We start from the raw sequence: 25,288 nt of genomic DNA, 5'->3' as shown, positions 1-25,288 counted from the left end.
TTCCCGTCGGGGTTTCCTTCGGCGGTTACTCGCCGAGCAGCTTGCGCACCCGCTCCTGCCCCACCGCGAGCAGCAGCGTGGGCAGGCGCGGACCCGTGTCACGGCCCACCAGCAGGTGGTAGAGCAGCGCGAAGAACGACCGCTGGGCGGTCTTGATCTCCGGCGGCAGCTCCTTGGGCGTGGCATCGGCGGAGAACCCGGCCTGCACCTTGGGCACGCCGTACACGAGGTGGGTCAGTCCGTCGAGGGACCAGTGGTCGGCGATTCCGTCGAGCAGCAGGCGTACGGACTGCTGGGAGGCCTCGTCGAGGGACTTCAGCAGTTCGGCGTCGGGCTCGTCACGGACGATGGTGCGCTGGTCGGCGGGGACGTGGGTGTTGATCCACGCCTCGGCCCTGTCGTAGCGCGGGCGGGCCTCGTCCAGCGAGCCGAGCGGGTCGGCCGGGTCGAGCTCGCTGAGGATCCGCAGCGCCTGGTCCTGGTGGCCGGCGGTGATGTCGGCGACGGACGCGAGCGTGCGGTACGGCAGCGGGCGGGCGGTCTTGGGCAGCTCACCGGCGGCGGTGCCCACGGCCCGCGTGTACGCGGCGACATCGGCGGGGAGCGCGGATCCGTCGGCGACCTTGCCCGCGAGCTTGTCCCACTCGTCGTACAGGCGCTGGATCTCCTGGTCGAAGGCGATCTTGAAGGACTGGTTCGGCCGGCGCCGGGCGTACAGCCACCGCAGGAGCTGCGGTTCCATGATCTTCAGCGCGTCGGCGGGGGTGGGGACACCGCCCCGGGAGGAGGACATCTTCGCCATGCCGGAGATGCCGACGAAGGCGTACATCGGGCCGATCGGCTGCTTGCCGCCGAAGATCCCGACGATCTGCCCGCCGACCTGGAAGGAGGAGCCCGGCGAGGAGTGGTCGACGCCGGAGGGCTCGAAGATCACGCCCTCGTACGCCCACCGCATGGGCCAGTCGACCTTCCACACCAGCTTGCCGCGGTTGAACTCGCTGAGCCGGACGGTCTCGGAGAAGCCGCACGCCGTGCAGGCGTAGGTCAGCTCGGTGGAGTCGTCGTCGTAGGAGCTGACGGTGGTGAGGTCCTTCTCGCAGTTGCCGCAGTACGGCTTGTACGGGAAGTAGCCGGCGGCGCCGGAGCTGCCGTCGTCCTCGGCGGCGGCGCCCGAGCCCTCGGCGGCCTCCAGCTCGGCCTCGTCGACCGGCTTCTGCTTGGCCTGCTGCTTCTTCTGGTCGGCCGGCTTGGGCTTGGTGCGGTACTGGGCGAGGACGGCGTCGATGTCGCCGCGGTGCCGCATCGCGTGCAGGATCTGCTCGCGGTAGGCGCCGGAGGTGTACTGCTCGGTCTGGCTGATGCCGTCGAACTCCACGCCCAGCTCGGCGAGCGAGGCGACCATGGCGGCCTTGAAGTGCTCGGCCCAGTTCGCGTACGCCGAGCCGCGGGGGGCGGGGACGGAGGTGAGCGGCTTGCCGATGTGCTCGGCCCACGACTCGTCGATGCCGGTGACGCCGGCCGGGACCTTGCGGTACCGGTCGTAGTCGTCCCAGGAGATCAGGTGCCGCACCTCGTAGCCCCGGCGGCGGATCTCGTCGGCGACGAGGTGCGGGGTCATGACCTCGCGCAGGTTCCCCAGATGGATGGGGCCGGAGGGAGAGAGTCCGGACGCGACGACGACCGGTTTGCCCGGGGCCCGGCGCTCCGACTCCTCGATGACCTCATCCGCGAAACGGGAGACCCAGTCGGTGGTCTCGGTGCTCTGAGCCACGTTCGGCACGTCCTCTGATGGTCTGAACCCAGAAAGCCTGGATGGGAGTACTGACCTCTCCATACTCCCAGACGGCCGCGCGCGCGGAAAAACGGCTTTACCCGCCATGGGATACTGGCTGGGACTATCCATTCCCACGAGGAGAACGGCACCCATTCCTATGGCCTCGGTCACGTCCCTCAGCGACTCCGTCCAGCAGCACCTCGCTTCCGCTCTCTCGGCCGGCCTTCCGGAGGCCGCCGGCGCGGACCCGCTGCTGCGACGAAGCGACCGGGCCGACTTCCAGGCCAACGGGATCCTGGCCCTGGCCAAGAAGGCGAAGGCGAACCCCCGGGAACTGGCGACTCAGGTCGTCGACCGGGTGGTGACGGGTGACGTCATCAAGGAAGTCGAGGTCTCCGGCCCCGGCTTCCTCAACATCACGATCACGGACAAGGCGATCATCGAGACCCTGGCCGCGCGGTACGCGGACGAGGCGGGCCGCCTCGGCGTGCCGTACGCCGCGAACCCGGGCACCACGGTGATCGACTACGCCCAGCCGAACGTGGCGAAGGAGATGCACGTCGGCCATCTGCGCTCGGCGGTGATCGGCGACTCGGTCGTCCAGCTCCTCGAGTTCACCGGTGAGAGCGTGGTCCGGCGTCACCACATCGGCGACTGGGGCACCCAGTTCGGCATGCTCATCCAGTACCTGGACGAGCACCCGCACGAGCTGGACCACAAGGCGTCCACCGAGGACACGGCCGCCTCCGGCGAGGAGGCGATGTCGAACCTGGACCGGCTGTACAAGGCGGCGCGGAGGAAGTTCGACTCGGACGAGGAGTTCAAGACGCGCGCCCGGCGCCGGGTGGTCGACCTCCAGGCCGGGGACCCGCACACGCTGGCCATGTGGCAGAAGTTCGTCGACGAGTCGAAGATCTACTTCTTCTCCGTCTTCGAGAAACTGGACATGGAGATCCGGGACCCGGACATCGTCGGCGAGTCCGGCTACAACGACATGCTGGCCGAGACCTGCCGGCTGCTGGAGGAGTCGGGCGTCGCGGTCCGCTCCGAGGGTGCCCTGTGCGTCTTCTTCGAGGACATCAAGGGCCCGGACGGCAACCCGGTCCCGCTGATCGTCCAGAAGTCCGACGGCGGCTACGGCTACGCGGCCACCGACCTGTCGGCGATCCGCGACCGCGTCTTCAACCTGAAGGCGGACACGCTCCTCTACGTCGTGGACGCCCGCCAGTCCCTGCACTTCAAGATGGTCTTCGAGACGGCACGCAGGGCCGGCTGGCTCGGTGACGGCGTCAAGGCCCAGCAGCTGGCCTTCGGCACGGTGCTGGGCAAGGACGGCAAGCCGTTCAAGACGCGTGAGGGCGAGACGGTCCGCCTGGTCGACCTGCTGGACGAGGCGATCGACCGGGCCTCGGCGGTCGTCCGGGAGAAGGCCCAGGACCTCTCCGAGGAGGAGATCGCCGAGCGGGGTGCCCAGGTGGGCATCGGCGCGGTGAAGTACGCGGACCTGTCGACGTCGGCGAGCCGGGACTACAAGTTCGACCTGGACCAGATGGTCTCGCTGAACGGCGACACGTCGGTCTACCTCCAGTACGCCTACGCCCGTATCCGGTCCATCCTCCGCAAGGCGGGCGAGCTGCGCCCGGCCGCGCACCCGGAGCTGGAACTGGCGGCGGCGGAGCGGGCCCTGGGCCTGCACGCGGACGCCTTCGCGGAGACGGTGCGGGAAGCGGCGCGGGAGTACGCCCCGCACAAGCTGGCGGCATACCTCTACCAGCTGGCGTCCCTGTACACGACCTTCTACGACAAGTGCCCGGTGCTGAAGGCCGAGACGCCGCAGCAGGTGGAGAACCGCCTCTTCCTGTGCGACATCACGGCCCGTACCCTCCACCAGGGCATGGCCCTGCTGGGCATCAGGACGCCGGAGCGACTCTGAGGCACCCGAGGCCGTCACCACCCCCGGTGGCGGCCTCTCCGGCTCCTCCCCCTCCTCGCTACGCCTTGCCGCCCACTGCCGCGTACACGTTGATGTCGGCGTCCGTCACGTCGTTGATGTCGGCGTAGCGGACCTTCTCGATGTCCTCGAGAGCGGCGAGGTAGGAGGCTTCCGGCTGCTCGGGGACGGGGGCGGCGTGGTCGGGGCGCCAGTGGTGGACGGGGACGACTCCGGGGTCGGCCGGCTGAAGGCCGTTGTCCGTGAAGAAGCGCTCGACGTCGGCCCTGGAGCGCAGCACGAACGTGAAGCCCCGCTCGGTGTAGGTGCGTTGCACCGCGCGGATGTTCTCCGGGTTGAGGTCCTCGGTGAGATGGCTGAGGACCAGCCGGCTGCCGGAGGGCAGGGCGGCGACGAGTTCACGCACGATGCCGTACGCCTCCGCGTCCTCGACGAAGTGCAGGATGGCGACCAGGCACAGTGCGATCGGCTGGTCGAAGTCGAGGGTCTTGGCGGCCTGTTCGAGGATGTGCGCCGGGTTCTTCAGGTCGGCGTCGATGTAGTCGGTACGGCCCTCGGGGCCGCTGGTGAGCAGCGCGCGGGCGTGGGCGAGGACCACGGGGTCGTTGTCGACGTACACCACCCGGGAGTCGGTGTTGATCCGCTGGGCGATCTGGTGGACGTTCTCGCCGGTCGGCAGGCCGGTGCCGATGTCCAGGAACTGGCGGATGCCGTCCTGGGCGGCCAGCGTGGTCACGGCGCGGCGCAGGAAGTCGCGGTTGTGCCGTACGTCGAGGTAGCCGCGCGGATTGGCGGCGAGCCCGGCGGCGGCAGCGGCGCGGTCGGCCGGGTAGTGGTCCTTGCCGCCGAGGAAGACGTCGTAGACCCGGGCGGGGTGGGCTTTGGTCGTGTCGATCCTCCTTCTCAGCTCGGCGGGGTCCTGGCTGAGGGCGTCACCGGACATGGGCCTTCTCCCTGAGAGGTTCGGCTGATCTTCAACAACCTAACTCCCAGGGCGACTTGATCGTGCCCGAGGCGGGGACCAGAACGGCCCCGCGTCCCGTCCCGCATCCCGCAGGAACGCCGTTCGCGCTGGTCACGGCCGGTGTCGGCGTCCCGGCGTCCCACGTTCACGGGCAACCGTGGCGGCGGACGCCCCGAAGGGATCAAGCTGGGTGCGTCCGACCGTCCGCCGTCACCGCGGCTTGTTCCTGTTCGCCCACGGGGGATCTTCCATGCCCGTACACTCCACCCGCACCCGCACCCGCACCCGCACCCGTCCGCTCGCCGCGACGGCGCTCCTGCTCACCGCCGCCGCGGCCCTGACCGGCTGCCATGACGGTCAGGGCGTACGCGACGAGGGCCCGTCCTCGGTGTCGCGGTCGTTGGAGCGCCCGTGCGCCCAGCCCGCTCCGGCGACCCCTGACCGGCAGGCTCAGCGCAGCTTCTGCGCGACCTCGGTCGCCCAGTAGGTGAGGATGTTCCGGGCGCCGGCCCGCTTGATGCCGGTCAGGGTCTCCAGGATCGCCCGGTCCCGGTCGACCCAGCCCTTCTCGGCGGCGGCCTCGATCATCGAGTACTCGCCGGAGATCTGGTAGGCGGCGACGGGCACGTCCACGGCGTCGGCGACCCGGGCCAGGATGTCCAGGTAGGGACCGGCCGGCTTCACCATCACCATGTCGGCCCCCTCCTCCAGGTCGAGGGCCAGCTCGCGCAGCGACTCGCGCAGGTTCGCCGGGTCCTGCTGGTAGGTCTTGCGGTCGCCGTTCAGCGAGGAGCCGACGGCCTCCCGGAAGGGCCCGTAGAAGGCGGAGGAGTACTTGACCGTGTAGGCGAGGACGGCGACGTCCTCCCGTCCGATCTGGTCCAGCGCGTCACGGATGACGCCGATCTGCCCGTCCATCATCCCGCTGGGCCCGACGACATGGGCACCGGCGTCGGCCTGCACCTGGGCCATCTCGGCGTACCGCTCCAGGGTGGCGTCGTTGTCGACGCGGCCCTCGGCGTCCAGGACGCCGCAGTGCCCGTGATCGGTGAACTCGTCCAGGCACAGGTCGGACATGACGAGCAGCTCGTCCCCGACCTCGGCCCGTACGTCGCGCAGCGCGACCTGGAGAATCCCGTCCGGATCGGTCCCGGCCGTCCCGAGGGCGTCCTTCTTGGACTCCTCCGGCACCCCGAACAGCATGATCCCGGAGATCCCGGCCTCCACCGCCTGAGCGGCGGCCTTCTTCAGACTGTCCCGCGTGTGCTGCACGACCCCGGGCATCGCCGCGATCGGCACGGGCTCGCTCACGCCCTCCCGCACGAACGCGGGCAGGATCAGGTCCGCCGGGTGCAGCCGCGTCTCGGCGACCATGCGGCGCATCGCGGGAGTGGTGCGCAGCCGACGAGGACGCGTACCGGGAAAGGATCCGTACTTCGTCATGCCCCTACGCTACGCCCGCCGATCCCGTGCCTTTGCCGACGCCGAGTCGGTCGCCCGCGCACACCTCGTCGTCCGCGTTGACCTCCAGCAGCTCCCGGGCACGGCGCACCAGGGCACGACGTACGGCGTCGGGCGCCAGGACCCGCAGAGGTACGGCCAGGCCGACGAGGTACCGGGCGAGCCCGTCCGCGTCGGGTCCGCCGACGTCGACGATCGTGGCGTCGGGGCCGTCCGGCCGGTGCGTACCGACCGTCGCCGGGATCACTCGCAGCGCCTCGTCCATGGGCAGGGGGAGCCGGATCGTCGCGCTCAGCGGGTAGGGGCCGTTCGCCGTGGAGCGGGAGACGAGCTGTGCCGGGTCGGGCGGGTCGGCCAGGTCCACCGGCTGACCGGTCGGCTGCAGCCGTGCGACGCGGTCGGCCCGGAACGTACGCCATTGGTCCCGTGCCACGTCCCGGGCGACGAAGTACCAGCGGCGTCCGGTGTGGACGAGACGGTAGGGGTCCACGTCCCGGACGGTGGCCCGTCCCTTCACGTCCCGGTAGGACAGGCGGGCGCGCTCGCCCCGGCGGCACGCGGCGGCCAGTTCCAGCAGCATGTTCGGGGTGATCTGCGGCTCCATGGCCCTCGGAGTGTGCACGAAGGCGGCGTCCATCTCGCTCAGCCGGTCCGCGATCCGCCGCGGCAGCACCTGCCGCAGCTTCAGCAGCGCCGACAGCGCCGCCTGGTCACCGCCGAGAGCACCGCTCAGCGCCGCCTCACGCAGCCCCACGGCCACGGCGAGGGCCTCCTCGTCGTCGAGGATCAGCGGCGGCACCCGGGACCCGGCCCGCAGCCGGTAACCGCCCCACGGACCCGGCTCGGACTCGACGACGTAGCCGATCTCGCGGAGCCTGGCGATGTCGCGCCGCACCGTGCGCTCCGTGACCCCGATCCGCTCGGCCAGCTCGGCACAGGTCCACGACGGCCGGGCGGCCAGCACGGAGACCAGCCGGAGCAGACGGACGGAGGCACTGATCACCTTCCGAAGTTTTCCACGGGCCGGACACGACCAGGACCGGAACTGTCCGGGTCACCGCCTACCGTCCTGAAGCATGAGCGCTGAGAACACCGACTCCGCCCCCACGTTCCGCTACGCGGCGGTCACCTTCGACTGCCCGGACCCCGCGGAACTGGCCCGCTTCTACGGCGAGGCCCTGGGTCTGCCCGTCGCCTTCTCCACCGACGACTTCGTCTTCCTCGCCCAGGAGGGAACGCCCGGCCTGGGCTTCAACCGCCTGACCGACTACCGCCGCCCCACCTGGCCGGACCCCGCCCAGGAGAAGCAGGCCCACCTCGAGCTGGGCGTCGACGACCTGGAGGCCGCCGAGTCCCGACTGCTCTCCCTGGGCGCCGCCAAGCCCGACCACCAGCCGTCCCCCGACCGCTGGCGAGTCCTCCTGGACCCCGCCGGCCACCCCTTCTGCATCACGACGCTGGTCTGACACCCCGGTACGCCGAAAAGCGGTTGGAACGCCCCCGTGAGGGCGCTCCAACCGCTTCGGCTCACCTCGGCTCAGGTCGTCGAGCGACGCCTCCGTGCCCCCGGGCGCCGCTCGCTCGGGCGGGTCACCGGGTCGCCGGCCTCCAGGGCGGCCGCGCGGCGCTTCATGCCGAAGTCGGCGAGGGCCTCGGCGAGCTTGTGGACCGACGGCTCCGGTGACATGACGTCGACGCGCAGGCCGTGCTCCTCCGCCGTCTTCGCCGTCGCCGGGCCGATGCAGGCGATCACCGTGACGTTGTGCGGCTTGCCCGCGATGCCGACGAGGTTGCGGACCGTGGAGGACGAGGTGAACAGGACCGCGTCGAAGCCGCCGCCCTTGATCGCCTCGCGGGTCTCCGCCGGGGGCGGCGAGGCGCGCACGGTCCGGTACGCCGTGACGTCGTCGACCTCCCAGCCCAGCTCGATCAGGCCCGCCACCAGCGTCTCGGTGGCGATGTCGGCGCGCGGCAGGAAGACCCTGTCGATCGGGTCGAACACCGGGTCGTAGGGCGGCCAGTCCTCCAGGAGGCCGGCCGCCGACTGCTCGCCGCTCGGCACCAGGTCGGGCTTCACGCCGAAGGCGATCAGGGCCTTGGCCGTCTGGTCGCCCACCGCCGCGACCTTGATGCCCGCGAAGGCGCGGGCGTCCAGGCCGTACTCCTCGAACTTCTCGCGGACCGCCTTGACCGCGTTGACCGACGTGAACGCGATCCACTCGTAGCGGCCGGTGACCAGGCCCTTGACCGCCCGCTCCATCTGCTGGGGCGTGCGCGGCGGCTCCACGGCGATCGTGGGCACCTCGTGCGGTACGGCACCGTAGGAGCGCAGCTGGTCGGAGAGCGACGCGGCCTGCTCCTTGGTGCGCGGCACGAGCACCTTCCAGCCGAACAGCGGCTTGGACTCGAACCAGGAGAGCTGGTCGCGCTGCGCGGCGGCGCTGCGCTCGCCGACCACCGCTATCACCGGCCGGCCGCCGTCCGGGGACGGCAGGACCTTGGCCTGCTTCAGGGTCTGCGCGACCGTGCCGAGGGTGGCGGTCCAGGTGCGCTGGCGGGTGGTCGTACCGGCGACGGTCACCGTCATCGGGGTGTCCGGCTTGCGGCCGGCCGACACCAGCTCGCCGGCCGCTGCGGCCACCGAGTCCAGCGTCGTGGACACCACGACCGTGCCGTCCGAGGCGCCGACCTCCGTCCAGCAGCGGTCGGAGGCGGTGCGGGCGTCGACGAACCGTACGTCGGTGCCCTCGGCGTCACGCAGCGGCACACCGGCGTACGCGGGCACACCGACGGCGGTCGCGACGCCGGGGACGACCTCGAAGGGCACCCCGGCCGCGGCGCAGGCGAGCATTTCGGCGGCGGCGTCCGTATCAAGTCCCGGGTCCCCGGACACCGCACGGACGACCCGCCTGCCGCCCCGCGCAGCCTCCATGACAAGATGTGCGGCATCCCGCACCGCGGGGGCTCCGACGGTTGTTGACGTGCTGTCAACAACCGTGAGCTGGGGTGTGCCCGTGCCCGGAACAGGGTCCGACGAGGGATCCGTGTCCGTGTGCACGACGGCGACACCCTGGCGGGCGTGCGTACGTACGACGTCGAGCACCTCGTGCTCGGCGACGAGGACGTCCGCGTTCGCCAGCGCCTCGACGGCGCGCAGTGTCAGCAGTCCCGGATCTCCGGGTCCGGCACCGAGGAAGGTGACGTGCCCGTGTTCCGGACCGGCGGCGGGAAGGGTGGTGGGGCTCAATGTGCTCGCTCCCCCATCAGACCGGCCGCGCCCTGGGCGAGCATCTCGGTGGCGAGTTCGCGACCGAACGCCATCGCCTCATCGTGCGTCTGGGGCACGGGACCGGTGGTGGACAGCTGCACCAGCGTGGAGCCGTCGGTCGTACCGACGACGCCGCGCAGGCGCATTTCCTTGACAATCTGCCCGTCGGCCAGAAGGTCGGCCAAGGCGCCCACAGGGGCGCTGCAACCGGCCTCCAGGGCGGCGAGCAGTGATCGCTCGGCAGTCACGGCGGCCCGCGTGAACGGGTCGTCGAGCTGGGCGAGCACGGCGAGGAGTTCCGCGTTGCCCGCGGTGCACTCGATCGCCAGGGCCCCCTGGCCGGGGGCGGGCAGAACCGTGTCGACCGACAGGAAGTCGGTCACTTCGTCGCTGCGGCCGATCCGGTTGAGTCCGGCCGCGGCCAGCACGACCGCGTCCAGCTCGCCGCCGCGGACGTATCCGATACGGGTGTCGACGTTGCCCCGGATCGGAACCGTCTCGATGTCCAGGCCGTGGGCGCGGGCGTACGCGTTCAGCTGGGCCATGCGGCGCGGCGCGCCGGTGCCTATCCGCGCCCCGCGGGGCAGGTCGGTGAACTTCAGCGCGTCCCGGGCGACGACCACGTCACGCGGGTCCTCGCGCTCGGGTATCGCGGCCAGGACCAGCTCGTCGGGCTGCGTGGTGGGCAGGTCCTTGAGCGAATGAACCGCGAAGTCCACCTCGCCCCGCAACAGCGCCTCGCGCAGCGCCGCGACGAACACGCCCGTGCCGCCGATCTGCGCCAGGTGTTCGCGGGAGACGTCGCCGTAGGTGGTGATCTCGACGAGCTCGACGGGCCGTCCGGTCACCTGGCTCACGGCGTCCGCCACCTGCCCGGACTGGGCCATGGCGAGCTTGCTTCGCCTGGTCCCCAGCTTCAGTGCCTTGGTACTCATGCCGGCCCTCGGTTCTTGCCGTTCTTCTCGGAGTCTTCGTCGGCCCTGGAGACGGAGGCCACCGTCTCCGGGTCGAGGTCGAACAGGGTGCGCAGCGCGTCCGCGTACCCGGCGCCGCCGGGCTCGGCCGCGAGCTGCTTGACCCGGACGGTCGGGGCGTGCAGCAGCTTGTCGACGACGCGCCGCACGGTCTGGGTGATCTCCGCCCGGTGCTTGCCGTCCAGGCCGGGCAGCCGCCCTTCCAGGCGGGCGATCTCGCTGGCCACGACGTCGGCGGCCATGGTGCGCAGGGCGACGACGGTGGGCGTGATGTGCGCCGCCCGCTGGGCCGCCGCGAAGTCCGCGACCTCGCCCGCGACGATGCGGCGGACCTGGTCGACGTCGGCCGCCATGGGCGCGTCCGCGGAGGCCTCCGCGAGGGACTCGATGTCCACCAGGCGCACCCCGGCCAGCCGGTGCACGGCCGCGTCGATGTCCCGCGGCATGGCCAGGTCCAGCAGGAACAGCACCGGCTCGGGGCGCGGCGCCACGGCGACCGGCTCGGGCCTGCGCAGCTCGGGGACGCGGCCGACCCTGGCGACGGTCGCGGCGAGCGCGGTGATCAGCTCGGCGTCGGCCTCGACGACCCGGTCGGCGTGCTCCCGGCGGTCCACGGTGCCGTTGTCCACCCAGGTGCCGTGCTGCTCCAGGGTGGCCGCGTCGATGCCGGCGACGGCCGACTCGCCCAGCAGGGAGAAGCCGGGCTCCACGGACGCCAGGTCGAGCGGGCAGCCCTCCTCGGCGCCGAGGGTGGCGGGCGGCAGCGGGGTCTCGCGTACGTCCGTCTTCACGGCCGTACGGCGCTCCCCGGCGTCCTCGGCCGGGCTCTCGCCGCCGAGGCTCTCGCCGTCGAGTTCCTTGGCGGCCGCGCCCGTGCGGCCCTCGACCGCGGCGGCGATCGACTCGGCGGTCAGGACCAGTCCGGTCGCGCCGGTGCAGGAGACGGCGACGTCGGCACGTGTCAGCTCGGCCGGTACCGCGTTCATCGGTACCGCGCGGGCCAGCACGTCCGTGTCGTCGCCCTCGGTGAGGATCCGCGCCAGGCGCTCGGCGCGCTCCTGGGTGCGGTTGGCGATCACGATCTCGGCGACGCCGGCGCGCGCCAGCGTGGCGGCGGCCAGCGACGACATCGAGCCGGCGCCGATGACCAGGGCCTTCTTGCCGCGGGCCCAGTCGGTGACGGCCGTGCCCGCGGACAGCTGCTCCAGGCCGAAGGTGACCAGGGACTGTCCGGCACGGTCGATCCCGGTCTCGGAGTGGGCGCGCTTGCCCACCCTGAGGGCCTGCTGGAACAGGTCGTTCAGCAGCCGCCCGGCGGTGTGCAGCTCCTGCGCGCGGGCCAGGGAGTCCTTTATCTGGCCGAGGATCTGGCCCTCGCCGACGACCATGGAGTCCAGGCCGCAGGCCACCGAGAACAGGTGGTGGACGGCCCGGTCCTCGTAGTGGACGTAGAGGTAGGGGGTGAGCTCCTCCAGGCCGACGCCGCTGTGCTGGGCGAGCAGGGTGGACAGCTCGGCCACACCGGCATGGAACTTGTCCACGTCGGCGTACAGCTCGATGCGGTTGCAGGTGGCCAGGAGCGCGGCCTCGGTGGCGGGCTCCGCGGCGACGGTGTCCTGCAACAGCTTGACCTGGTCGTCCGTGTTCAGCGAGGCCCGCTCCAGCACGCTGACCGGGGCGCTGCGGTGACTCAGTCCGACGACGAGAAGACTCATGCCGGCATCACGGCGGGGACGTCCCCGTCGGGCCCCTGGTCGGCGGACGCCTTGCGGGCGGCGGCAGCGGCAGCGGCGGGCAGCGCGGTGTCGGCGGCGGACTCCTCGCCGGCCTTGCGCTGCTCGTGGAAGGCGAGGATCTGCAGCTCGATGGAGAGGTCGACCTTGCGCACGTCCACGCCGTCCGGGACGTTCAGCACGGTCGGCGCGAAGTTCAGGATGGAGGTCACCCCGGCGGCGACGAGCCGGTCGCAGACCTGCTGGGCGGCGCCCGCGGGGGTCGCGATCACGCCGATCGACACGCCGTTGTCCTGGATGATCTTCTCCAGGTCGTCGGTGTGCTGGACCGGGATGCCGGCGACGGGCTTTCCGGCCATCGCGGGGTCGGCGTCGATGAGGGCGGCGACCCGGAAGCCACGGGAGGCGAAGCCGCCGTAGTTGGCGAGTGCGGCGCCGAGGTTACCGATACCGACGATCACAACCGGCCAGTCTTGGGTCAGCCCCAGTTCCCGGGAGATCTGGTACACGAGATACTCGACGTCGTAGCCGACGCCCCTGGTCCCGTAGGAACCGAGGTAGGAGAAGTCCTTGCGCAGCTTCGCGGAGTTGACCCCCGCCGCGGCCGCGAGCTCCTCGGAGGAGACCGTGGGGACCGAGCGCTCCGACAGTGCGGTCAGGGCTCGGAGGTACAGCGGAAGCCTGGCGACGGTGGCCTCGGGAATCCCTCGGCTACGGGTCGCCGGTCGGTGAGTTCGGCCAGTTGCCACGGTGCTCCTGCGGGTAGAGCGGGGCTGTGGGCGGTCATACGTCCCCAGACCGCCCCGTCGACAGCAGGCTATGTCTTTGTGAACGCGTGCACAAAGATTGTGTCCGATTTGCCCGGCCAACGTGACCGGGGTCACGCGCCCCCGGCGCACGCGCGGGGAACCGGCGCACTCGCACCCGCGTTCCTTCTTTGTTGGGGGCAAAACCGCACACGCTCCTCTACGATCCCCACCCCCGAGACCAGGTCGCCGTCGATCCTAAGCGACTTCTGGCCAGTTTGAACTCGTCGGTCAGTTCCCGGACGGGGCCGTCACACAGACCTGCCGGTCAGCGCCTTGCGCAACCGCTCCTCGTTCACACGCCAGAAGGTGTGCTGCTCGCCGTCGATCAGCACGACGGGGATCTGCTCCCAGTACTGGTCATACAGCCGCGCGTCCTCGGTGATGTCCTTCTGCTCCCACGGCACGCCGAGGTCGGCGCAGACCTTCTCGACGACGGCCTGCGCGTCGTCGCACAGATGACAGCCGGGCTTGCGGACGAGCGTGACGAGCCGGTCCCCGGGGGTGGGGGGCTTACGGCGGAAGAGGGGACTCATGTCGGCCATTGTCGCCCGTCCCCCGGCGCACCCCCACCCCTTCCCACGACCGCTTTCACCAGTTCCTGCAGGCCCGGCCCCACGATCCCTTTAACGACACGGACGTGCAGAGTTCACGGCCTGCGAACCTCATGGCTCCGGAACCACCGAACAGACTGGCTATGCTCACGCCATGGCCGCTCTCGGATGGCTCACCCCCCGTAGGCGCTCCGCCACCGCGCGGAGCGTGTTGGCAGGCGAGGCCTCGGCGGAGGCCGCGCGCAAGTCCTCGCAGGAGGCGGAGGTCGTACCGCCCCCGCAGGAGGCGGAGTTCCCGGTGCACGGGGACGAACGCGCCGCCGCCTTCTTCGACCTGGACAACACCGTCATGCAGGGCGCGGCGCTGTTCCACTTCGGCCGGGGCCTGTACAAGCGGAAGTTCTTCGAGACGCGCGACCTCGCCCGGTTCGCCTGGCAGCAGGCGTGGTTCCGCCTGGCCGGCGTCGAGGACCCCGAGCACATGCAGGAGGCCCGCGACTCGGCGCTGTCCATCGTGAAGGGGCACCGCGTCGCCGAGCTGAAGTCCATCGGCGAGGAGATCTACGACGAGTACATGGCCGAGCGGATCTGGCCGGGCACCCGGGCGCTGGCCCAGGCCCACCTGGACGCCGGCCAGAAGGTCTGGCTGGTCACCGCCGCGCCGGTGGAGATCGCCCAGGTCATCGCCCGGCGCCTCGGCCTGACCGGCGCACTGGGCACGGTGGCCGAGTCGGTCGACGGCGTCTACACCGGTCGCCTGGTCGGCGAACCGCTGCACGGCCCGGCCAAGGCCGAGGCGGTACGCGCCCTGGCGGCGGCGGAGGGCCTGGACCTGTCCCGCTGCGCCGCCTACAGCGACTCCCACAACGACATCCCCATGCTGTCGCTGGTCGGCCACCCCTACGCCATCAACCCCGACACCAAACTCCGCCGCCACGCCCGCGAGATGGACTGGCGCCTGCGCGACTACCGCACCGGCCGCAAGGCCGCCAAGGTCGGCATCCCCGCCGCGGCGGGCGTCGGCGCGGTGGCCGGCGGCACCGCGGCCGCCATCGCCCTCCACCGCCGCCGCCGGTAGCAGCTGCACGGAGCGTAACCAGAGCCCACCCGAGACGGACCCCACGGCCCTCGGGAGGCTTCGCAATGCTCACGCATGTGCGACGCACCCGGATTCCGATCAAACGACCGAACATACCCGTGTACCGCCCTGGCCATTCTCCTTGGCGGTACACCGCCACAACACGCCCCCGACTGACACCGAACCCGGACCAGATCGGTCAACAAACGGTCACTCTGCGGCACTTGATAGGGCGTCAATCGGTTACGGAAGCGACGTAATCGATGATTTGAGCAACTCGGTGTAGCAGTGCCTGTACGAAGCGTTATTCTCCTCAGACGCAAACCGGTACCCCTCCGTCGCCACGACGGGTGAACGGTTCCGCACTGCACGTGATGGAAGCTCTGCCTCTGGGAGTCCCGTGTACCCACACGTCGGGGTTGACGCCTCGGGCCTGGCTACGCTCCGCGCAACGGTCCTCGACCTGCTGCGCGGCCTCGTCCCCACGCCGTATGCCGGCCCCGCATTCGCCACCGCCGCCCCCGTAGGCCCGTGCTACGCGCTGGCCGAGGGCGGCGCCGCCGCCGTGGGCAGACGCGGGCGCCCGTCCGCCGGGGCGACCGCCCGCCGCCCGGCCGCGGACAGCGACAGCGCCCGGATGATGGACCTCGTCGAGCGCGCCCAGGCCGGCGAGGCCGAGGCCTTCGGCCGCCTCTACGACCAGTACAGCGACACCGTGTACCGGTACATCTACTACCGCGTGGGCGGCAAGGCCACCGCCGAGGACCTCACCAGCGAGACCTTCCTGCGCGCCCTGCGCCGCATCGGCACCTTCACCTGGCAGGGCCGCGACTTCGGCGCCTGGCTGGTCACCATCGCCCGCAACCTCGTCGCCGACCACTTCAAGTCCAGCCGCTTCCGCCTCGAGGTCACCACCGGCGAGATGCTCGACGCCAACGAGGTCGAGCGCTCCCCCGAGGACTCCGTCCTGGAGTCCCTGTCCAACGCCGCCCTCCTCGACGCCGTCCGACGACTCAACCCCCAGCAGCAGGAGTGCGTCACGCTCCGTTTCCTGCAGGGCCTCTCCGTCGCGGAGACCGCCCGCGTGATGGGCAAGAACGAGGGCGCCATCAAGACCCTTCAGTACCGGGCCGTGCGCACCCTCGCCCGGCTCCTCCCGGACGACGCCCGCTGATCGGCCCACGCTCGGCGACCGTCAACTCACGCTGTGTCACGGCACGTTGACTTACCGATCGGATGCTCCGGTGTCCGTAACCGAAGTGCCGAGCCGCTCGTTGTGCGGGATACAGGCTCCCTGTGGTCACGCCTTGGCCCACGCTGATCACTCGTTCGGGTGGTGCGGACGTGGGTGGGCAACCCTCAGGACCCCAGGGGAGTCGACCGTCATGACGAGAGGAGGTGCCGCCAGTGATCGCGAACGTATCGGCGCACCGGCGGGCGAACGCCTTCGCCCAGGCCCTGGAGGAGTTGTCCGACCGGGGCACGGCGGCCGAGCAGTCCGAAGGACCGGCCCCCGCGCCGGCAGCCGCGGAACAGACCGAGCAGGGCCGCCTGTTGGCTCTCGCCGACGGTCTGGGCGCGCTGCCCCGGCCGGAGCTGGACCCCGAGGTCAAGGTCGTCCAGCGGGCCCAACTGGTGGCCGCGATGGAGGCCATGATGCAGGAGGGCACCGCTGCGGGCGAGGCTAGTGACCTGTCAGTGCCCGGCCAGCGATCCCATCGGGGCAAAGGCGCCCACCGGGCGAGCGGCCTGGGGAAACTGCGGCCGCGCACGCGGCTGACCAAGGGCCTGGCGGCCGGCGGACTCAGCGTGGGTGTGGCCGCGGGAGCCTTCGGCGGTGTGGCCGCCGCCAGCTCCGACGCCCTCCCCGGTGACTCGCTGTACGGCCTGAAGCGCGGCATCGAGGACTTCAAGCTCAACTACCTGACCGACGGCGCCGACGAGCAGGGCCAGGCCTACCTCGACCTGGCCTCGACCCGTTTGAACGAGGCCCGCCGGCTCCTCGACCGCGGCCGCGGCGGCCACCTGGACCACGAGTCCCTCGGCGAGATCCGCCGCACCCTGACCGGGATGCAGCACGACGCGTCCGAAGGCCACCGCCTGCTGCACGAGGCGTACGAGCGCGACCCCGACCACCTCGGCCCCATCCAGGCCCTCTCCACGTTCTCCAAGTCCCACCGCGAGACCTGGGGCGCCCTGCGCGAGAAGCTGCCGGTGCAGCTCGGCGACGTCAGTGACCAGGTGTCGTCGGTGTTCGACGCCATAGACCAAGAGGTCGCCCCGCTCCAGTCACTGCTCCCGCAGCCCCCCGCCTCCGGTGACGGCAGCGGCACGCAGCACGGAAGCGGTGCTCACTCCTCCACCGAGCCACCCGGCGCCAACCGGTCCGCCCGGCCCGGCACCGGAACACCCTCGGGCGGCCACCAGTCCCACAGCGGCAGCCCCAGCACCTCGGCCGGTTCCGGCGGCGAGACCTCCGAGGGCCTGCTCGGCGGCACCACCGGCGGCCTGCTCGACCCGCCGAAGGCCAGCGGCAGTGCCTCGCCGTCCGAGAGCAAGCCGCCCGCCGGCGGCCCGGACGTGACCATCCCGCCCCTTCTCCCGGGCCTCCTCCCCGGCCTCGGCATCGACAGCGAGGACGCGAAGTAGGCGTACGGCGAAGGGGTACGGCACAGGCGAAGACCGGTCCACGACGATGGGGGCGCCCTCAGCACGAGGGCGCCCCCATCGTCGTGGCACCGCCGGACTCGGAAGAACACTCAGAAGAACACCGACCTGCGCTGCACCAGCAGCTTGTACAGCGTGTGCTGGATCTGCTCACGGACCTGGTCGGTCAGGTTGAACATCAGCATCGGATCCTCCGCCGCCTCCGGCGGATACCCGTCCGTCGGGATCGGCTCGCCGAACTGGATCGTCCACTTCGTCGGCAGCGGGATCGCCCCCAGCGGGCCCAGCCACGGGAACGTCGGCGTCAGCGGGAAGTACGGGAAGCCGAGCAGACGGGCCAGGGTCTTGGCGTTGCCGATCATCGGGTAGATCTCCTCCGCCCCGACGATCGAGCAGGGGATGATCGGCGCGCCCTGCCGCAGCGCCGTGGAGACGAAACCGCCACGGCCGAACCGCTGAAGCTTGTAGCGCTCGCTGAAAGGTTTCCCGATGCCCTTGAACCCCTCCGGCATCACCCCGACCAGCTCGCCCTGCCCCAGCAGCCGTTCGGCGTCCTCCGTGCAGGCGAGCGTGTGGCCCAGCTTGCGGGCGAGCTCGTTGACCACCGGCAGCACGAAGACCAGGTCGGCGGCGAGCAGCCGCAGATGCCGCCCGGCCGGATGGTGGTCGTGGACGGCGACCTGCATCATCAGCCCGTCCAGCGGCAGCGTCCCGGAGTGGTTGGCGACGATCAGCGCGCCGCCCGCCTTCGGGATGTTCTCGATGCCCTTCACATCGACCCGGAAGTACTTCTCGTACACCGGCCGCAGCAGGGACATCAGCACCTGGTCGGTGAGCTCGGCGTCGTAGCCGAAGTCGTCGACGTCGTACTCCCCGGTCAGCCGCCGGCGCAGGAACGACAGACCGCTCGCCACACGCCGCTCCAGGCCGCCGCGCACGCCCTCGCCCTCCCCGGGCTCGCGCGCCGGCGGCGACGGCAGCGACGGCCCCGCCTGAAGCGCCGGCCGGTCCTGCGGACTCTCACCGGTCTCGGGACCGCCCTCCGGTGCGGCGGCCACCCTGGCGGGCAGCGGCTGCACCTCCCGGACGACCGCGGGCTCGGCGCCGGAGCGCCGGCTCCCCGTGCTCCGGCGCCGCGACGGCCGTGCTCCGGCGCCCCCGCGGGACCGGTCGTCGTCGAACGGAATGACCTTGGCGTCCGCCATCGTTGCTGCGCTCCTCAGTTGGCGCTCTGCGTCGGGGGGTGGCCGCTGCCCCGGAGGGACAGCGCGGCGATCCGGTCGACGGCCCCCGAAAGGGCCTCCGGCGGCAGCAGTCCGGGGCCGCGGCTGCGGACGAAGTCCGCGAACGTCTCCGCGGTCGTGTACTTGGGTGTGAAGCCCAGCGTGTCGCGCATCTGATCGGTGGCCACGACCCGGCCGTGGGTGAGCAGCCGGATCTGCTCCGGTGAGAAGTCCGTCATACCCAGCGTACGCACCAACGAGCCCGCCCACGTGACGGCGGGCAGCAGCAGCGGCACCGTGGGACGGCCCAGCCGCCGCGAGCACTGCGAGAGCAGCAGCACACCGTCACCGGCGATGTTGAAGGTGCCGCTGTTCAGCGTGCCCCGGCGCGCCTCGTGCGAGGCGATCCGCAGCACCTCGATCACGTCGTCCTCGTGCACGAACTGCAGCCGCGGGTCGTAGCCGAACACCGTCGGCAGCACCGGCAGCGCGAAGTAGGAGGCCAGCGGGGTATCCACGGTCGGCCCGAGGATGTTGGCGAACCTGAGCACGCACACGGCCACGTCCGGCCGCCGCCGCGCGAAACCGCGGACGTATCCCTCGACCTCGACCGCGTCCTTGGCGAAGCCGCCGCTGGGCAGCGACTTGGCCGGAGTGGTCTCGGTGAACACCGCCGGGTCCCGGGAGGCGGAGCCGTAGACGTTGGTACTGGACTTCACCACCAGCCGCTTGACGCTCGGCGACTTCTGGCAGGCGCCGAGCAGCTGCATGGTCCCGATGACGTTGGTCTCCTTGACCGTCGCCCGGCTGCCGCCGCCCAGCGCGGTGCCGGTGACGTCCATGTGGACGACCGTGTCGGCGCCGGTCTCGGCGAGCACCCGCGCGATGGTGGCCTGCCGGATGTCCGCCTGGATGAAGTCGGCGCCGCCCAGATGATGCTCCGGCGGTACCGCGTCCACGGCGACGACCCGGTCCACCTGCGCATCACGCTGGATCCGCCGTACGAACCGGCCCGCGAGCCGGCGGGCCACTCCGGTCACCAGCACGACCTGTCCCACGATCAGCGCCTTCCCTCGTGTCGCACACCGCGTTCCCCGTGGACGCCAACCTATCGGGTCGCTGTTGCGCTGTGATGACCGCCGGCTGCACGAAGTGACGAAAATGCCCCCACCAGGTGAGGAACGCGTGCGGCCCCCCACCCGGGGGGTGGGGGGCCGCACTCACGCTCTCGCGATGCCGCGCACTGGATCATCACATGATCACGGCGCGACGGACGTCACTACTTCTTGTTGCGACGCTGGACGCGCGTGCGCTTCAGCAGCTTGCGGTGCTTCTTCTTGGCCATCCGCTTGCGCCGCTTCTTGATAACAGAGCCCACGACTACCCTCGCTCACTTCTCATCACTCGGTGTTTGGGCGCCATGGGCCCACACGACCTACGAGGGGTCAGCCTACCCGCAGGAGCGCCGCTCTTGTTAATCGAGGTGTCCGGAGGGACCCGGAAGTGCCCTGTGCTGCCGATACGGATCCCTCCGGGCAATCTTCTGGTCGCTCGCCGTCAGGCGGTTTCCACCCCCACATAGCTCTCACGGAGGTACTCGTGAACCGCCTGCTCCGGGACGCGGAAGGACCGCCCGACCCGGATCGCGGGCAGATGACCGCTGTGCACCAGCCGGTACACGGTCATCTTCGACACTCGCATCACCGAGGCGACCTCCGCCACGGTAAGGAACTGAACCTCGTTCAGAGGCCTCTCGCCAGCTGCAGCCATGACACACCTGCACCTTCCGCACTCGACGGCCACCGGCTTCCCCTTCCGGTGACTCTTCGTCGCTGCGTGCTCACTCCCCAGACTAGGGGCGGGTGATGCAAGTGGGGAAGAGGTGCACCCATCGGCGGCCTACTGTGACAGACACGCTCGATCGAGCACGTAGCGGGTGACCGGGCGGTAGTAGGCGGCCCGCACCGCGTCATCAAGCGGAACGACGACGGACACGCGCCCCTCCGCCTGCCCCACGAACAACGCGGGGTCGTCCGTATCGGCCAGCCCCATGGCCTCGAACCCCAGCTGACCTGCTCCGCAGACCCAGCCGTGGTCCCCGATCACCAGCTCGGGCAGTGGGCCGCCGGCGTCCGCGGCCGCCTCCAGCGCCAGCCGAACCGGGAGCGGCGAGTGCGAGTGTGCGCCGGTCTCACAACCGGGGCGTTCGCTCCCGGCCGGCCGCACCAGCCCGACGCCCCGTACGTATGCGAGACGGAACGTGCGTAGACCGAACCGGGTCGTTATGTCGACACAGCGACCCTGCGCCGGGGTGAGGACGGTACATCCCGCCGCCGACAACGCGTCCGCCAGCGCGGCGTAGAAGCCGATCAGCCGGTGCGGGTGCCCGGTGCCCAGGAGCACGCACGCGCCGCGCCGGGCGACCGCGCGGAGCCGGTCCGCGAAGGCCCCCAGGGCGGCGAGCGTCAGCTCCGGGTCGATCACGTCACGGCCGACGGTGTGCCGCGGATCGGCCGAAACCCCGCACCTTCGCGCCATCAACTCGATCAGATCCCGTTGCCCCCACGCCAGTTCGGGATCGATTCCGATCAGCGTCCGGGGGTCCCGGGCCGCGAACAGCCGATAGCTGCGCAGACTGGACTCCCGGGTGGTGGCCACGACCCCGGCCAGTCCGGCACCCACCAGATGGGCACGCAGTGCGGCGGTGTTCAACACGAGTGCGATGGTGGCGGACCAAGAGCGGGGGCGTCCCGGGAACCACGGAACACCCCACGGTCGGCCTAACACGGAGATGACGGCAGGGACTCGACCGCCTACGCCAGCAACCCGCGCAACGGGAACACCGCCCGCCGAGTCGCCAGGATCGCCTGGTCCAGCCGGTCCGCCGGGTCGTACCCCGCCTCCCAGTCCGCCCAGGACACCGGCCACCGCCCGTCCGTCATCCGCATCGGCCCCAACTGCCGGGTCCGCGCGTACACTTCCTGCCGCCAGCTCTCCGGGATCACCGTCTCCGGCTCCACCGGCCGCCCCGCCGCGATCCCCACCAGATGCGTCCACGAGCGCGGCACGACCTCCACCACCGCGTATCCGCCCCCGCCCAGCGCGACCCACCGCCCGTCCGCGTACTCGTGCGCCAGGTCGTGGCAGGCCAGCTGCACCGCCCGCTGCGCGTCCAGCGACACCGCCAGGTGCGCCAGCGGGTCCTCGAAGTGCGTGTCGGCGCCGTGCTGCGTCACCAGCACCTGCGGTCGGAAGTCGGCGAGCAGCTCCGGCACCACGGCGTGGAACGCCCGCAGCCAGCCCCGGTCCCCCGTCCCCGCCGGCAGCGCGACGTTCACGGCCGACCCCTCCGCCCGTTCGGCGCCCGTCTCCTCCGGCCAGCCCGTCTGCGGGAACAGCGTCCGGGGATGCTCGTGCAGCGAGACCGTCAGCACCCGGGGGTCCTCCCAGAACGCCGCCTGCACCCCGTCCCCGTGGTGCACGTCGACATCGACGTACGCGACCCGCTCGGCCCCCAGTTCGAGCAGGCGCGCGATCGCCAGCGCCGCGTCGTTGTAGACGCAGAACCCCGAGGCCGAGCCCGGCATCGCGTGGTGCAGCCCGCCCGCGAAGTTCACCGCGTGCGACGCGTCCCCGTGCCAGACCGCCTCCGCCGCCCCCACCGACTGCCCGGCGATCAGCGCGGACACCTCGTGCATCCCGGCGAAGGCCGGATCGTCCAGCGTCCCCAGTCCGTACGACCCGTCCGCCGAAGCCGGATCCGCCGACGCGGCCTTCACCGCCTCGATGTAGTCCTCCCGGTGGACCAGCCGCAGCGTCGACTCCCCGGCCGGCTTGGCCGCCACCACATGCGCCTCCCGGTCGAGCCCGAGGGCGCCGACCAGTTTCCGGGTCAGGGCCAAGCGGACCGGATCCATCGGATGGTCCCGCCCGAAGTCATACCCCGTTACTGCCTCGTCCCACATCAGCTGTGCGCGGCCGCTCATGACCGCCACCGTATCGGTCCGGTTGAGCCTCGAACGACCTGGCGTACACCAACGTCACCAGCACCAACGCCATCGGCACCAGCATCGCCCCGCGATAGCTCCACGCGTCGCCCAGCGCGCCCACCAGCGGCGAGCCGACCAGGAAGCCCACGTAGTTGAAGATGTTGAGCCGCGCCACGGCCGCGTCGGAGGCCCCCGGGAACAACCGTCCCGCCGCCGCGAACGTCTGCGGCACCAGCACGCACAGGCCCAGACCCAGCAGCGTGAACCCGAGCATCCCGACCCACGCCCCGGGCGCCGAGGCCACCACCGCGAACCCCCCGGCCGCCACCAGCGTCCCGAGCCGCACGACCGTCACGGCCCCCAGCCGCCGCACCCCGAAGTCCCCGATGGTCCGCCCCAGCAGCGTGGTCACCATGTACACGTTGTACGGCACGGTCGCCAGCTGCTCCGAGCTGCCCAGCACGTCCTTCAGATACTTCGCGCTCCAGTTGGAGACGGTCGAGTCCCCGATGTAGGCGAAGGTCATCACCAGGCACAGCGGGAGCAGCAGCTTGAAGACGACACCCCCGCCCTTGGTGCCCGGCTCCTCCGGGGGCGCCGGATCCCCGTCCACGTACCAGCGGCTCCCGACGAGCGTCGCCGGCAGCAGCACCGCCGCCACCGGCAGATACGACACCCACAGCGCCAGATGCCAGTGCGCCCCGACCCAGGCCAGCGAGGCCCCCAGGATCCCGCCCAGGCTGTACACGGCATGGAAGCTGAGCATGATGCTGCGCCCGTACGACCGCTGAAGGCTCACCCCGAGCATGTTCATCGAGGCGTCCAGCACGCCCACGGCCAGCCCGAACGCCGCGAGGGCGACGGCCATCCCGACAAGGCGGTCCCCGGCCCCCACCCCGAGCAGGGCCAGCAGGACCACCGGCTGGGACCAGCGCAGCAACCGGCTGGGCCGCACCCGCCTCACCAGCTGCTCGGTCGTCACGCTGCCGACTCCGGCCAGGATCGGCACGGCCGCCAGGAAGAGGGGCAGCAGGGCGTCGGAGACGCCGTAACGGTCCTGGATGGCGGGGATGCGCGTCACGAGAAGGGCGAAGGTGACGCCCTGGGCGAAGAAGCTGAACGCCAACGAGGCCCTACCGCGCCGCAGCACTTCTGTCATGGCGGCGAGCGTAGGGCCCCGGGCTACCGGTGGGTAGATCCGGTCAAAGATGAATTCTGCTCAGCTTCTCCGGGTCACTCGGCGGCGGCACCGGCCACCGCGAGTGCGGAAGCGGAGGGAGGGGTCACAGTCGTGCGGTCGGTGGCGGTGGCGGTGGGGTCGATCGCGGTGCGGTCGGCGCGGCTCGTCTCCGCGAGGAGCATCCGCGTCATCGGCCCGGCGGCGAGAGCGCCGCTCACAAGGAACCCGATCACCATCGCGGCAATCATGATCACATTCCCGAGCCACACCATGGTGTCCACGGGCAGCGTGTACGCCCCCACGACGCGCACCACGCACTCGCCGAGCAGCACCACGCCCCACACCACCGAGAAGACCTTCTCGGCGCGCCGGAAATCCGCCGAGCCGGCCACCAGCCGCGCCCACGCGGCCTCGCGCGCGGCGTCCCCCTTCAGCAGCCAGGGCTTCATGCCCTCGGTCATCATCGGCCTGCCCAGTGCCACCGACACCAGGATCCCGATGCCGATCGCGCTGCTCACCCCGCTGTCCTTGGCGAGCATCAGCCGCGGGTCGCCGGCCACGAGGCTGAGCAGCAACCCGACCACGTTGACGAAGAGGATGAGCGCGGCGAGCGCGTTGAGCCTGCGCTCCCTGACCGCGCTCCACACGGTCCGCAGGGCGGGCACCACACTGCTCCACCCCAGGGCCGCGAGCGTGCTCATCCCGAACGCGTCCTTGAGCAGGTAGTACCCACCGACCGGCACCGCCACATCCACCAGCAGAGGGGCGAGCTTCGCGCGCTTCGTGTTCGTCGTCATGCCCTCAGCTTCGCGGCTGAGGGCGGTCCTCCAGTAGAAACGATCGTCCGGAGGTCCGCATGACAAATGTCAGCCCCGAGCCGATGGCCCCGGTCATATCAGCAGGTCAGCCAACTCGCCCATGGTGGAGAAGAGTTTTGTGGCCGCGGCGAGCCTGGTCGCGGGCGTCATCCCGGTGAACCCGAACACGTCCATCCCGGCCGCAACGGCCGCCTCCACGCCGAGCGGGGAGTCCTCGACGACCAGACACCGCTCGGGTTCTACGCCCATCCGCCCGGCCGCGTACAGGAAGAGGTCGGGCGCCGGCTTCCCGCGCCCCACGTCCTGCGAGCTGAAGACGCGCTCCTCCTCGAACCACCGGTCGAGTCCGGTCGTCCGGTGTCCCACCCGGATCCGCTCATGGCTGCCCGAGGACGCCACGCAGTACGGCACCCCGTCCGCCGTCAGCTTCTCCAGCACCCCGGTGACACCGGCGACCGGCTTCAACTCCCGCTCGAACGCGGCGAAGACCCGGGCGTGAAAGACGTCGTCGAAGTCGTCCGGCAGCCGCCTGCCCGTCCGCTCCAGGACGAGGTCGTGCACCCGGTGCATGGCCGACCCCATGTAGTCGCGGATGGAGTCCTCGTAGGAGGTGGGGTGCCCCAGCTCGGTGAGGTAGGCGGCGAGCAGCCGGTTGGATATCGGCTCGCTGTCGACGAGGACGCCGTCGTTGTCGAAGATGACGAGGTCATAGCGCATACAGCCGAGCATAAACGCAGAAAAGGCCCACGCCATCCGGCGTGGGCCTTTCCCGAAGAATTGTTCGGCGGTGTCCTACTCTCCCACAGGGTCCCCCCTGCAGTACCATCGGCGCTGTGAGGCTTAGCTTC

Annotated in this window: 24 protein-coding genes and 1 rRNA gene; 6 read left to right on the top strand and 19 right to left on the bottom strand. The window is 71.1% G+C overall.

Features of this window, described 5'->3' with window-relative positions; genetic code table 11:
* Window positions 1-25: 25 nt before the first annotated feature.
* Window positions 26-1,780: a lysine--tRNA ligase gene (lysS, locus tag IE318_RS23815; RefSeq protein WP_189903524.1), complete on the bottom strand. Its 1,755-nt coding sequence runs from the start codon at window positions 1,778-1,780 to the stop codon at window positions 26-28.
* A 151-nt stretch (window positions 1,781-1,931) separates the two neighbouring features.
* Here lysS and argS point away from each other — a divergent pair, with 151 nt between their 5' ends.
* A complete protein-coding gene (gene argS, locus IE318_RS23810) occupies window positions 1,932-3,707 on the top strand; it encodes an arginine--tRNA ligase (RefSeq protein ID WP_189903522.1) in 1,776 nt (591 codons plus the stop codon).
* 58 nt (window positions 3,708-3,765) lie between these two features.
* Here argS and IE318_RS23805 read toward each other — a convergent pair whose 3' ends face one another.
* Entirely contained in the window at window positions 3,766-4,668 is a 903-nt protein-coding gene (locus IE318_RS23805) for an SAM-dependent methyltransferase (protein ID WP_189903520.1), read from the bottom strand.
* Window positions 4,669-4,939: 271 nt separating this feature from the next.
* Here IE318_RS23805 and IE318_RS23800 point away from each other — a divergent pair, with 271 nt between their 5' ends.
* A complete protein-coding gene (locus IE318_RS23800; RefSeq protein WP_189903518.1) occupies window positions 4,940-5,176 on the top strand; it encodes a hypothetical protein in 237 nt (78 codons plus the stop codon).
* On the opposite strand, the gene hemB is transcribed toward IE318_RS23800, so the two are convergent.
* On the bottom strand, window positions 5,140-6,132 hold the full coding sequence (gene hemB, locus IE318_RS23795; RefSeq protein WP_189903516.1) for a porphobilinogen synthase: 993 nt from the start codon (window positions 6,130-6,132) through the stop codon (window positions 5,140-5,142). The two genes, IE318_RS23800 and hemB, sit on opposite strands and share 37 nt — an antisense overlap.
* A gap of 4 nt (window positions 6,133-6,136) precedes the next feature.
* Entirely contained in the window at window positions 6,137-7,153 is a 1,017-nt protein-coding gene (locus IE318_RS23790; RefSeq protein ID WP_189903514.1) for a helix-turn-helix transcriptional regulator, read from the bottom strand.
* 73 nt (window positions 7,154-7,226) lie between these two features.
* Between IE318_RS23790 and IE318_RS23785 the strand changes: the two genes are divergently transcribed.
* Window positions 7,227-7,616: a VOC family protein gene (locus IE318_RS23785; protein WP_030174166.1), complete on the top strand. Its 390-nt coding sequence runs from the start codon at window positions 7,227-7,229 to the stop codon at window positions 7,614-7,616.
* Window positions 7,617-7,687: 71 nt separating this feature from the next.
* Here the strand turns inward: IE318_RS23785 and IE318_RS23780 are convergent, their stop codons facing one another.
* The 5 genes from IE318_RS23780 to IE318_RS23760 form a co-directional block, all read right to left on the bottom strand.
* Window positions 7,688-9,397, bottom strand: coding sequence for a bifunctional uroporphyrinogen-III C-methyltransferase/uroporphyrinogen-III synthase (locus tag IE318_RS23780; RefSeq protein WP_030174163.1), 1,710 nt, complete (start codon window positions 9,395-9,397; stop codon window positions 7,688-7,690).
* Entirely contained in the window at window positions 9,394-10,353 is a 960-nt protein-coding gene (gene hemC, locus IE318_RS23775) for a hydroxymethylbilane synthase (protein WP_189903512.1), read from the bottom strand. The genes IE318_RS23780 and hemC overlap by 4 nt, the downstream gene beginning before the upstream one ends.
* On the bottom strand, window positions 10,350-12,107 hold the full coding sequence (locus tag IE318_RS23770) for a glutamyl-tRNA reductase (RefSeq protein ID WP_189903510.1): 1,758 nt from the start codon (window positions 12,105-12,107) through the stop codon (window positions 10,350-10,352). Before IE318_RS23770 ends, hemC begins: the two co-directional genes overlap by 4 nt.
* Entirely contained in the window at window positions 12,104-12,874 is a 771-nt protein-coding gene (locus tag IE318_RS23765; protein WP_030174153.1) for a redox-sensing transcriptional repressor Rex, read from the bottom strand. Before IE318_RS23765 ends, IE318_RS23770 begins: the two co-directional genes overlap by 4 nt.
* A gap of 308 nt (window positions 12,875-13,182) precedes the next feature.
* Complete coding sequence (locus IE318_RS23760) at window positions 13,183-13,476, bottom strand: glutaredoxin family protein (RefSeq protein WP_189903508.1); 294 nt, start codon at window positions 13,474-13,476, stop codon at window positions 13,183-13,185.
* A 163-nt stretch (window positions 13,477-13,639) separates the two neighbouring features.
* Between IE318_RS23760 and IE318_RS23755 the strand changes: the two genes are divergently transcribed.
* From IE318_RS23755 to IE318_RS23745, 3 genes are all read left to right on the top strand, one after another.
* Window positions 13,640-14,563, top strand: a complete 924-nt coding sequence (locus tag IE318_RS23755) for an HAD family hydrolase (protein WP_189903506.1) — start codon at window positions 13,640-13,642, stop codon at window positions 14,561-14,563.
* A gap of 400 nt (window positions 14,564-14,963) precedes the next feature.
* Window positions 14,964-15,737 carry an ECF subfamily RNA polymerase sigma factor, BldN family gene (locus IE318_RS23750; protein ID WP_189903504.1) on the top strand — a complete coding sequence of 258 codons (774 nt, stop codon included), beginning with the start codon at window positions 14,964-14,966 and terminating at the stop codon, window positions 15,735-15,737.
* A 233-nt stretch (window positions 15,738-15,970) separates the two neighbouring features.
* The gene (locus IE318_RS23745; RefSeq protein ID WP_189903502.1) at window positions 15,971-17,212 is read left to right on the top strand and encodes a DUF5667 domain-containing protein; all 1,242 of its coding nucleotides are present in this window, start codon (window positions 15,971-15,973) and stop codon (window positions 17,210-17,212) included.
* 110 nt (window positions 17,213-17,322) lie between these two features.
* On the opposite strand, the gene IE318_RS23740 is transcribed toward IE318_RS23745, so the two are convergent.
* From IE318_RS23740 to rrf, 10 genes are all read right to left on the bottom strand, one after another.
* On the bottom strand, window positions 17,323-18,435 hold the full coding sequence (locus IE318_RS23740) for a lysophospholipid acyltransferase family protein (protein ID WP_189903500.1): 1,113 nt from the start codon (window positions 18,433-18,435) through the stop codon (window positions 17,323-17,325).
* A 14-nt stretch (window positions 18,436-18,449) separates the two neighbouring features.
* A complete protein-coding gene (locus IE318_RS23735) occupies window positions 18,450-19,511 on the bottom strand; it encodes an NAD-dependent epimerase/dehydratase family protein (protein WP_030174143.1) in 1,062 nt (353 codons plus the stop codon).
* A 221-nt stretch (window positions 19,512-19,732) separates the two neighbouring features.
* Entirely contained in the window at window positions 19,733-19,831 is a 99-nt protein-coding gene (locus IE318_RS23730; RefSeq protein ID WP_003948845.1) for a 30S ribosomal protein bS22, read from the bottom strand.
* A gap of 179 nt (window positions 19,832-20,010) precedes the next feature.
* Entirely contained in the window at window positions 20,011-20,223 is a 213-nt protein-coding gene (locus IE318_RS23725) for a helix-turn-helix domain-containing protein (protein ID WP_004984898.1), read from the bottom strand.
* A 129-nt stretch (window positions 20,224-20,352) separates the two neighbouring features.
* Entirely contained in the window at window positions 20,353-21,168 is an 816-nt protein-coding gene (locus IE318_RS23720; protein ID WP_189903498.1) for a phosphatase, read from the bottom strand.
* Window positions 21,169-21,266: 98 nt separating this feature from the next.
* On the bottom strand, window positions 21,267-22,439 hold the full coding sequence (locus tag IE318_RS23715; protein ID WP_189903496.1) for an acetoin utilization protein AcuC: 1,173 nt from the start codon (window positions 22,437-22,439) through the stop codon (window positions 21,267-21,269).
* Entirely contained in the window at window positions 22,390-23,601 is a 1,212-nt protein-coding gene (locus tag IE318_RS23710) for an MFS transporter (protein WP_030174135.1), read from the bottom strand. Before IE318_RS23710 ends, IE318_RS23715 begins: the two co-directional genes overlap by 50 nt.
* 74 nt (window positions 23,602-23,675) lie before the next feature.
* Complete coding sequence (locus IE318_RS23705) at window positions 23,676-24,419, bottom strand: VC0807 family protein (protein ID WP_229903717.1); 744 nt, start codon at window positions 24,417-24,419, stop codon at window positions 23,676-23,678.
* Window positions 24,420-24,512: 93 nt separating this feature from the next.
* Window positions 24,513-25,157, bottom strand: a complete 645-nt coding sequence (locus IE318_RS23700; RefSeq protein ID WP_189903494.1) for an HAD family hydrolase — start codon at window positions 25,155-25,157, stop codon at window positions 24,513-24,515.
* A 62-nt stretch (window positions 25,158-25,219) separates the two neighbouring features.
* Window positions 25,220-25,288, bottom strand: a 5S ribosomal RNA gene (gene rrf / locus IE318_RS46865); the annotation flags it as partial.

The sequence above is a fragment of the Streptomyces spiralis genome (assembly GCF_014654675.1).
Classification (GTDB): domain Bacteria; phylum Actinomycetota; class Actinomycetes; order Streptomycetales; family Streptomycetaceae; genus Streptomyces; species Streptomyces spiralis.
The sequence above is the reverse complement of the archived record's forward strand: the minus strand, read 5'-3'. Positions and strand labels throughout refer to the sequence as shown.

Bases quoted from the DNA above. Each gene is read 5' to 3' on its own strand.
- hemC (WP_189903512.1), bottom strand. From the start codon at position 10,353: ATGAGTACCAAGGCACTGAAGCTGGGGACCAGGCGAAGCAAGCTCGCC.
- IE318_RS23770 (WP_189903510.1), bottom strand. From the start codon at position 12,107: ATGAGTCTTCTCGTCGTCGGACTGAGTCACCGCAGCGCCCCGGTCAGC.
- hemB (WP_189903516.1), bottom strand. From the start codon at position 6,132: ATGACGAAGTACGGATCCTTTCCCGGTACGCGTCCTCGTCGGCTGCGC.
- IE318_RS23710 (WP_030174135.1), bottom strand. From the start codon at position 23,601: ATGACAGAAGTGCTGCGGCGCGGTAGGGCCTCGTTGGCGTTCAGCTTC.
- argS (WP_189903522.1), top strand. From the start codon at position 1,932: ATGGCCTCGGTCACGTCCCTCAGCGACTCCGTCCAGCAGCACCTCGCT.
- IE318_RS23705 (WP_229903717.1), bottom strand. From the start codon at position 24,419: ATGACGACGAACACGAAGCGCGCGAAGCTCGCCCCTCTGCTGGTGGAT.
- IE318_RS23740 (WP_189903500.1), bottom strand. From the start codon at position 18,435: ATGGCGGACGCCAAGGTCATTCCGTTCGACGACGACCGGTCCCGCGGG.
- IE318_RS23755 (WP_189903506.1), top strand. From the start codon at position 13,640: ATGGCCGCTCTCGGATGGCTCACCCCCCGTAGGCGCTCCGCCACCGCG.
- IE318_RS23800 (WP_189903518.1), top strand. From the start codon at position 4,940: ATGCCCGTACACTCCACCCGCACCCGCACCCGCACCCGCACCCGTCCG.
- IE318_RS23805 (WP_189903520.1), bottom strand. From the start codon at position 4,668: ATGTCCGGTGACGCCCTCAGCCAGGACCCCGCCGAGCTGAGAAGGAGG.
- IE318_RS23785 (WP_030174166.1), top strand. From the start codon at position 7,227: ATGAGCGCTGAGAACACCGACTCCGCCCCCACGTTCCGCTACGCGGCG.
- IE318_RS23725 (WP_004984898.1), bottom strand. From the start codon at position 20,223: ATGGCTGCAGCTGGCGAGAGGCCTCTGAACGAGGTTCAGTTCCTTACC.
- IE318_RS23700 (WP_189903494.1), bottom strand. From the start codon at position 25,157: ATGCGCTATGACCTCGTCATCTTCGACAACGACGGCGTCCTCGTCGAC.
- IE318_RS23715 (WP_189903496.1), bottom strand. From the start codon at position 22,439: ATGAGCGGCCGCGCACAGCTGATGTGGGACGAGGCAGTAACGGGGTAT.
- IE318_RS23760 (WP_189903508.1), bottom strand. From the start codon at position 13,476: ATGGCCGACATGAGTCCCCTCTTCCGCCGTAAGCCCCCCACCCCCGGG.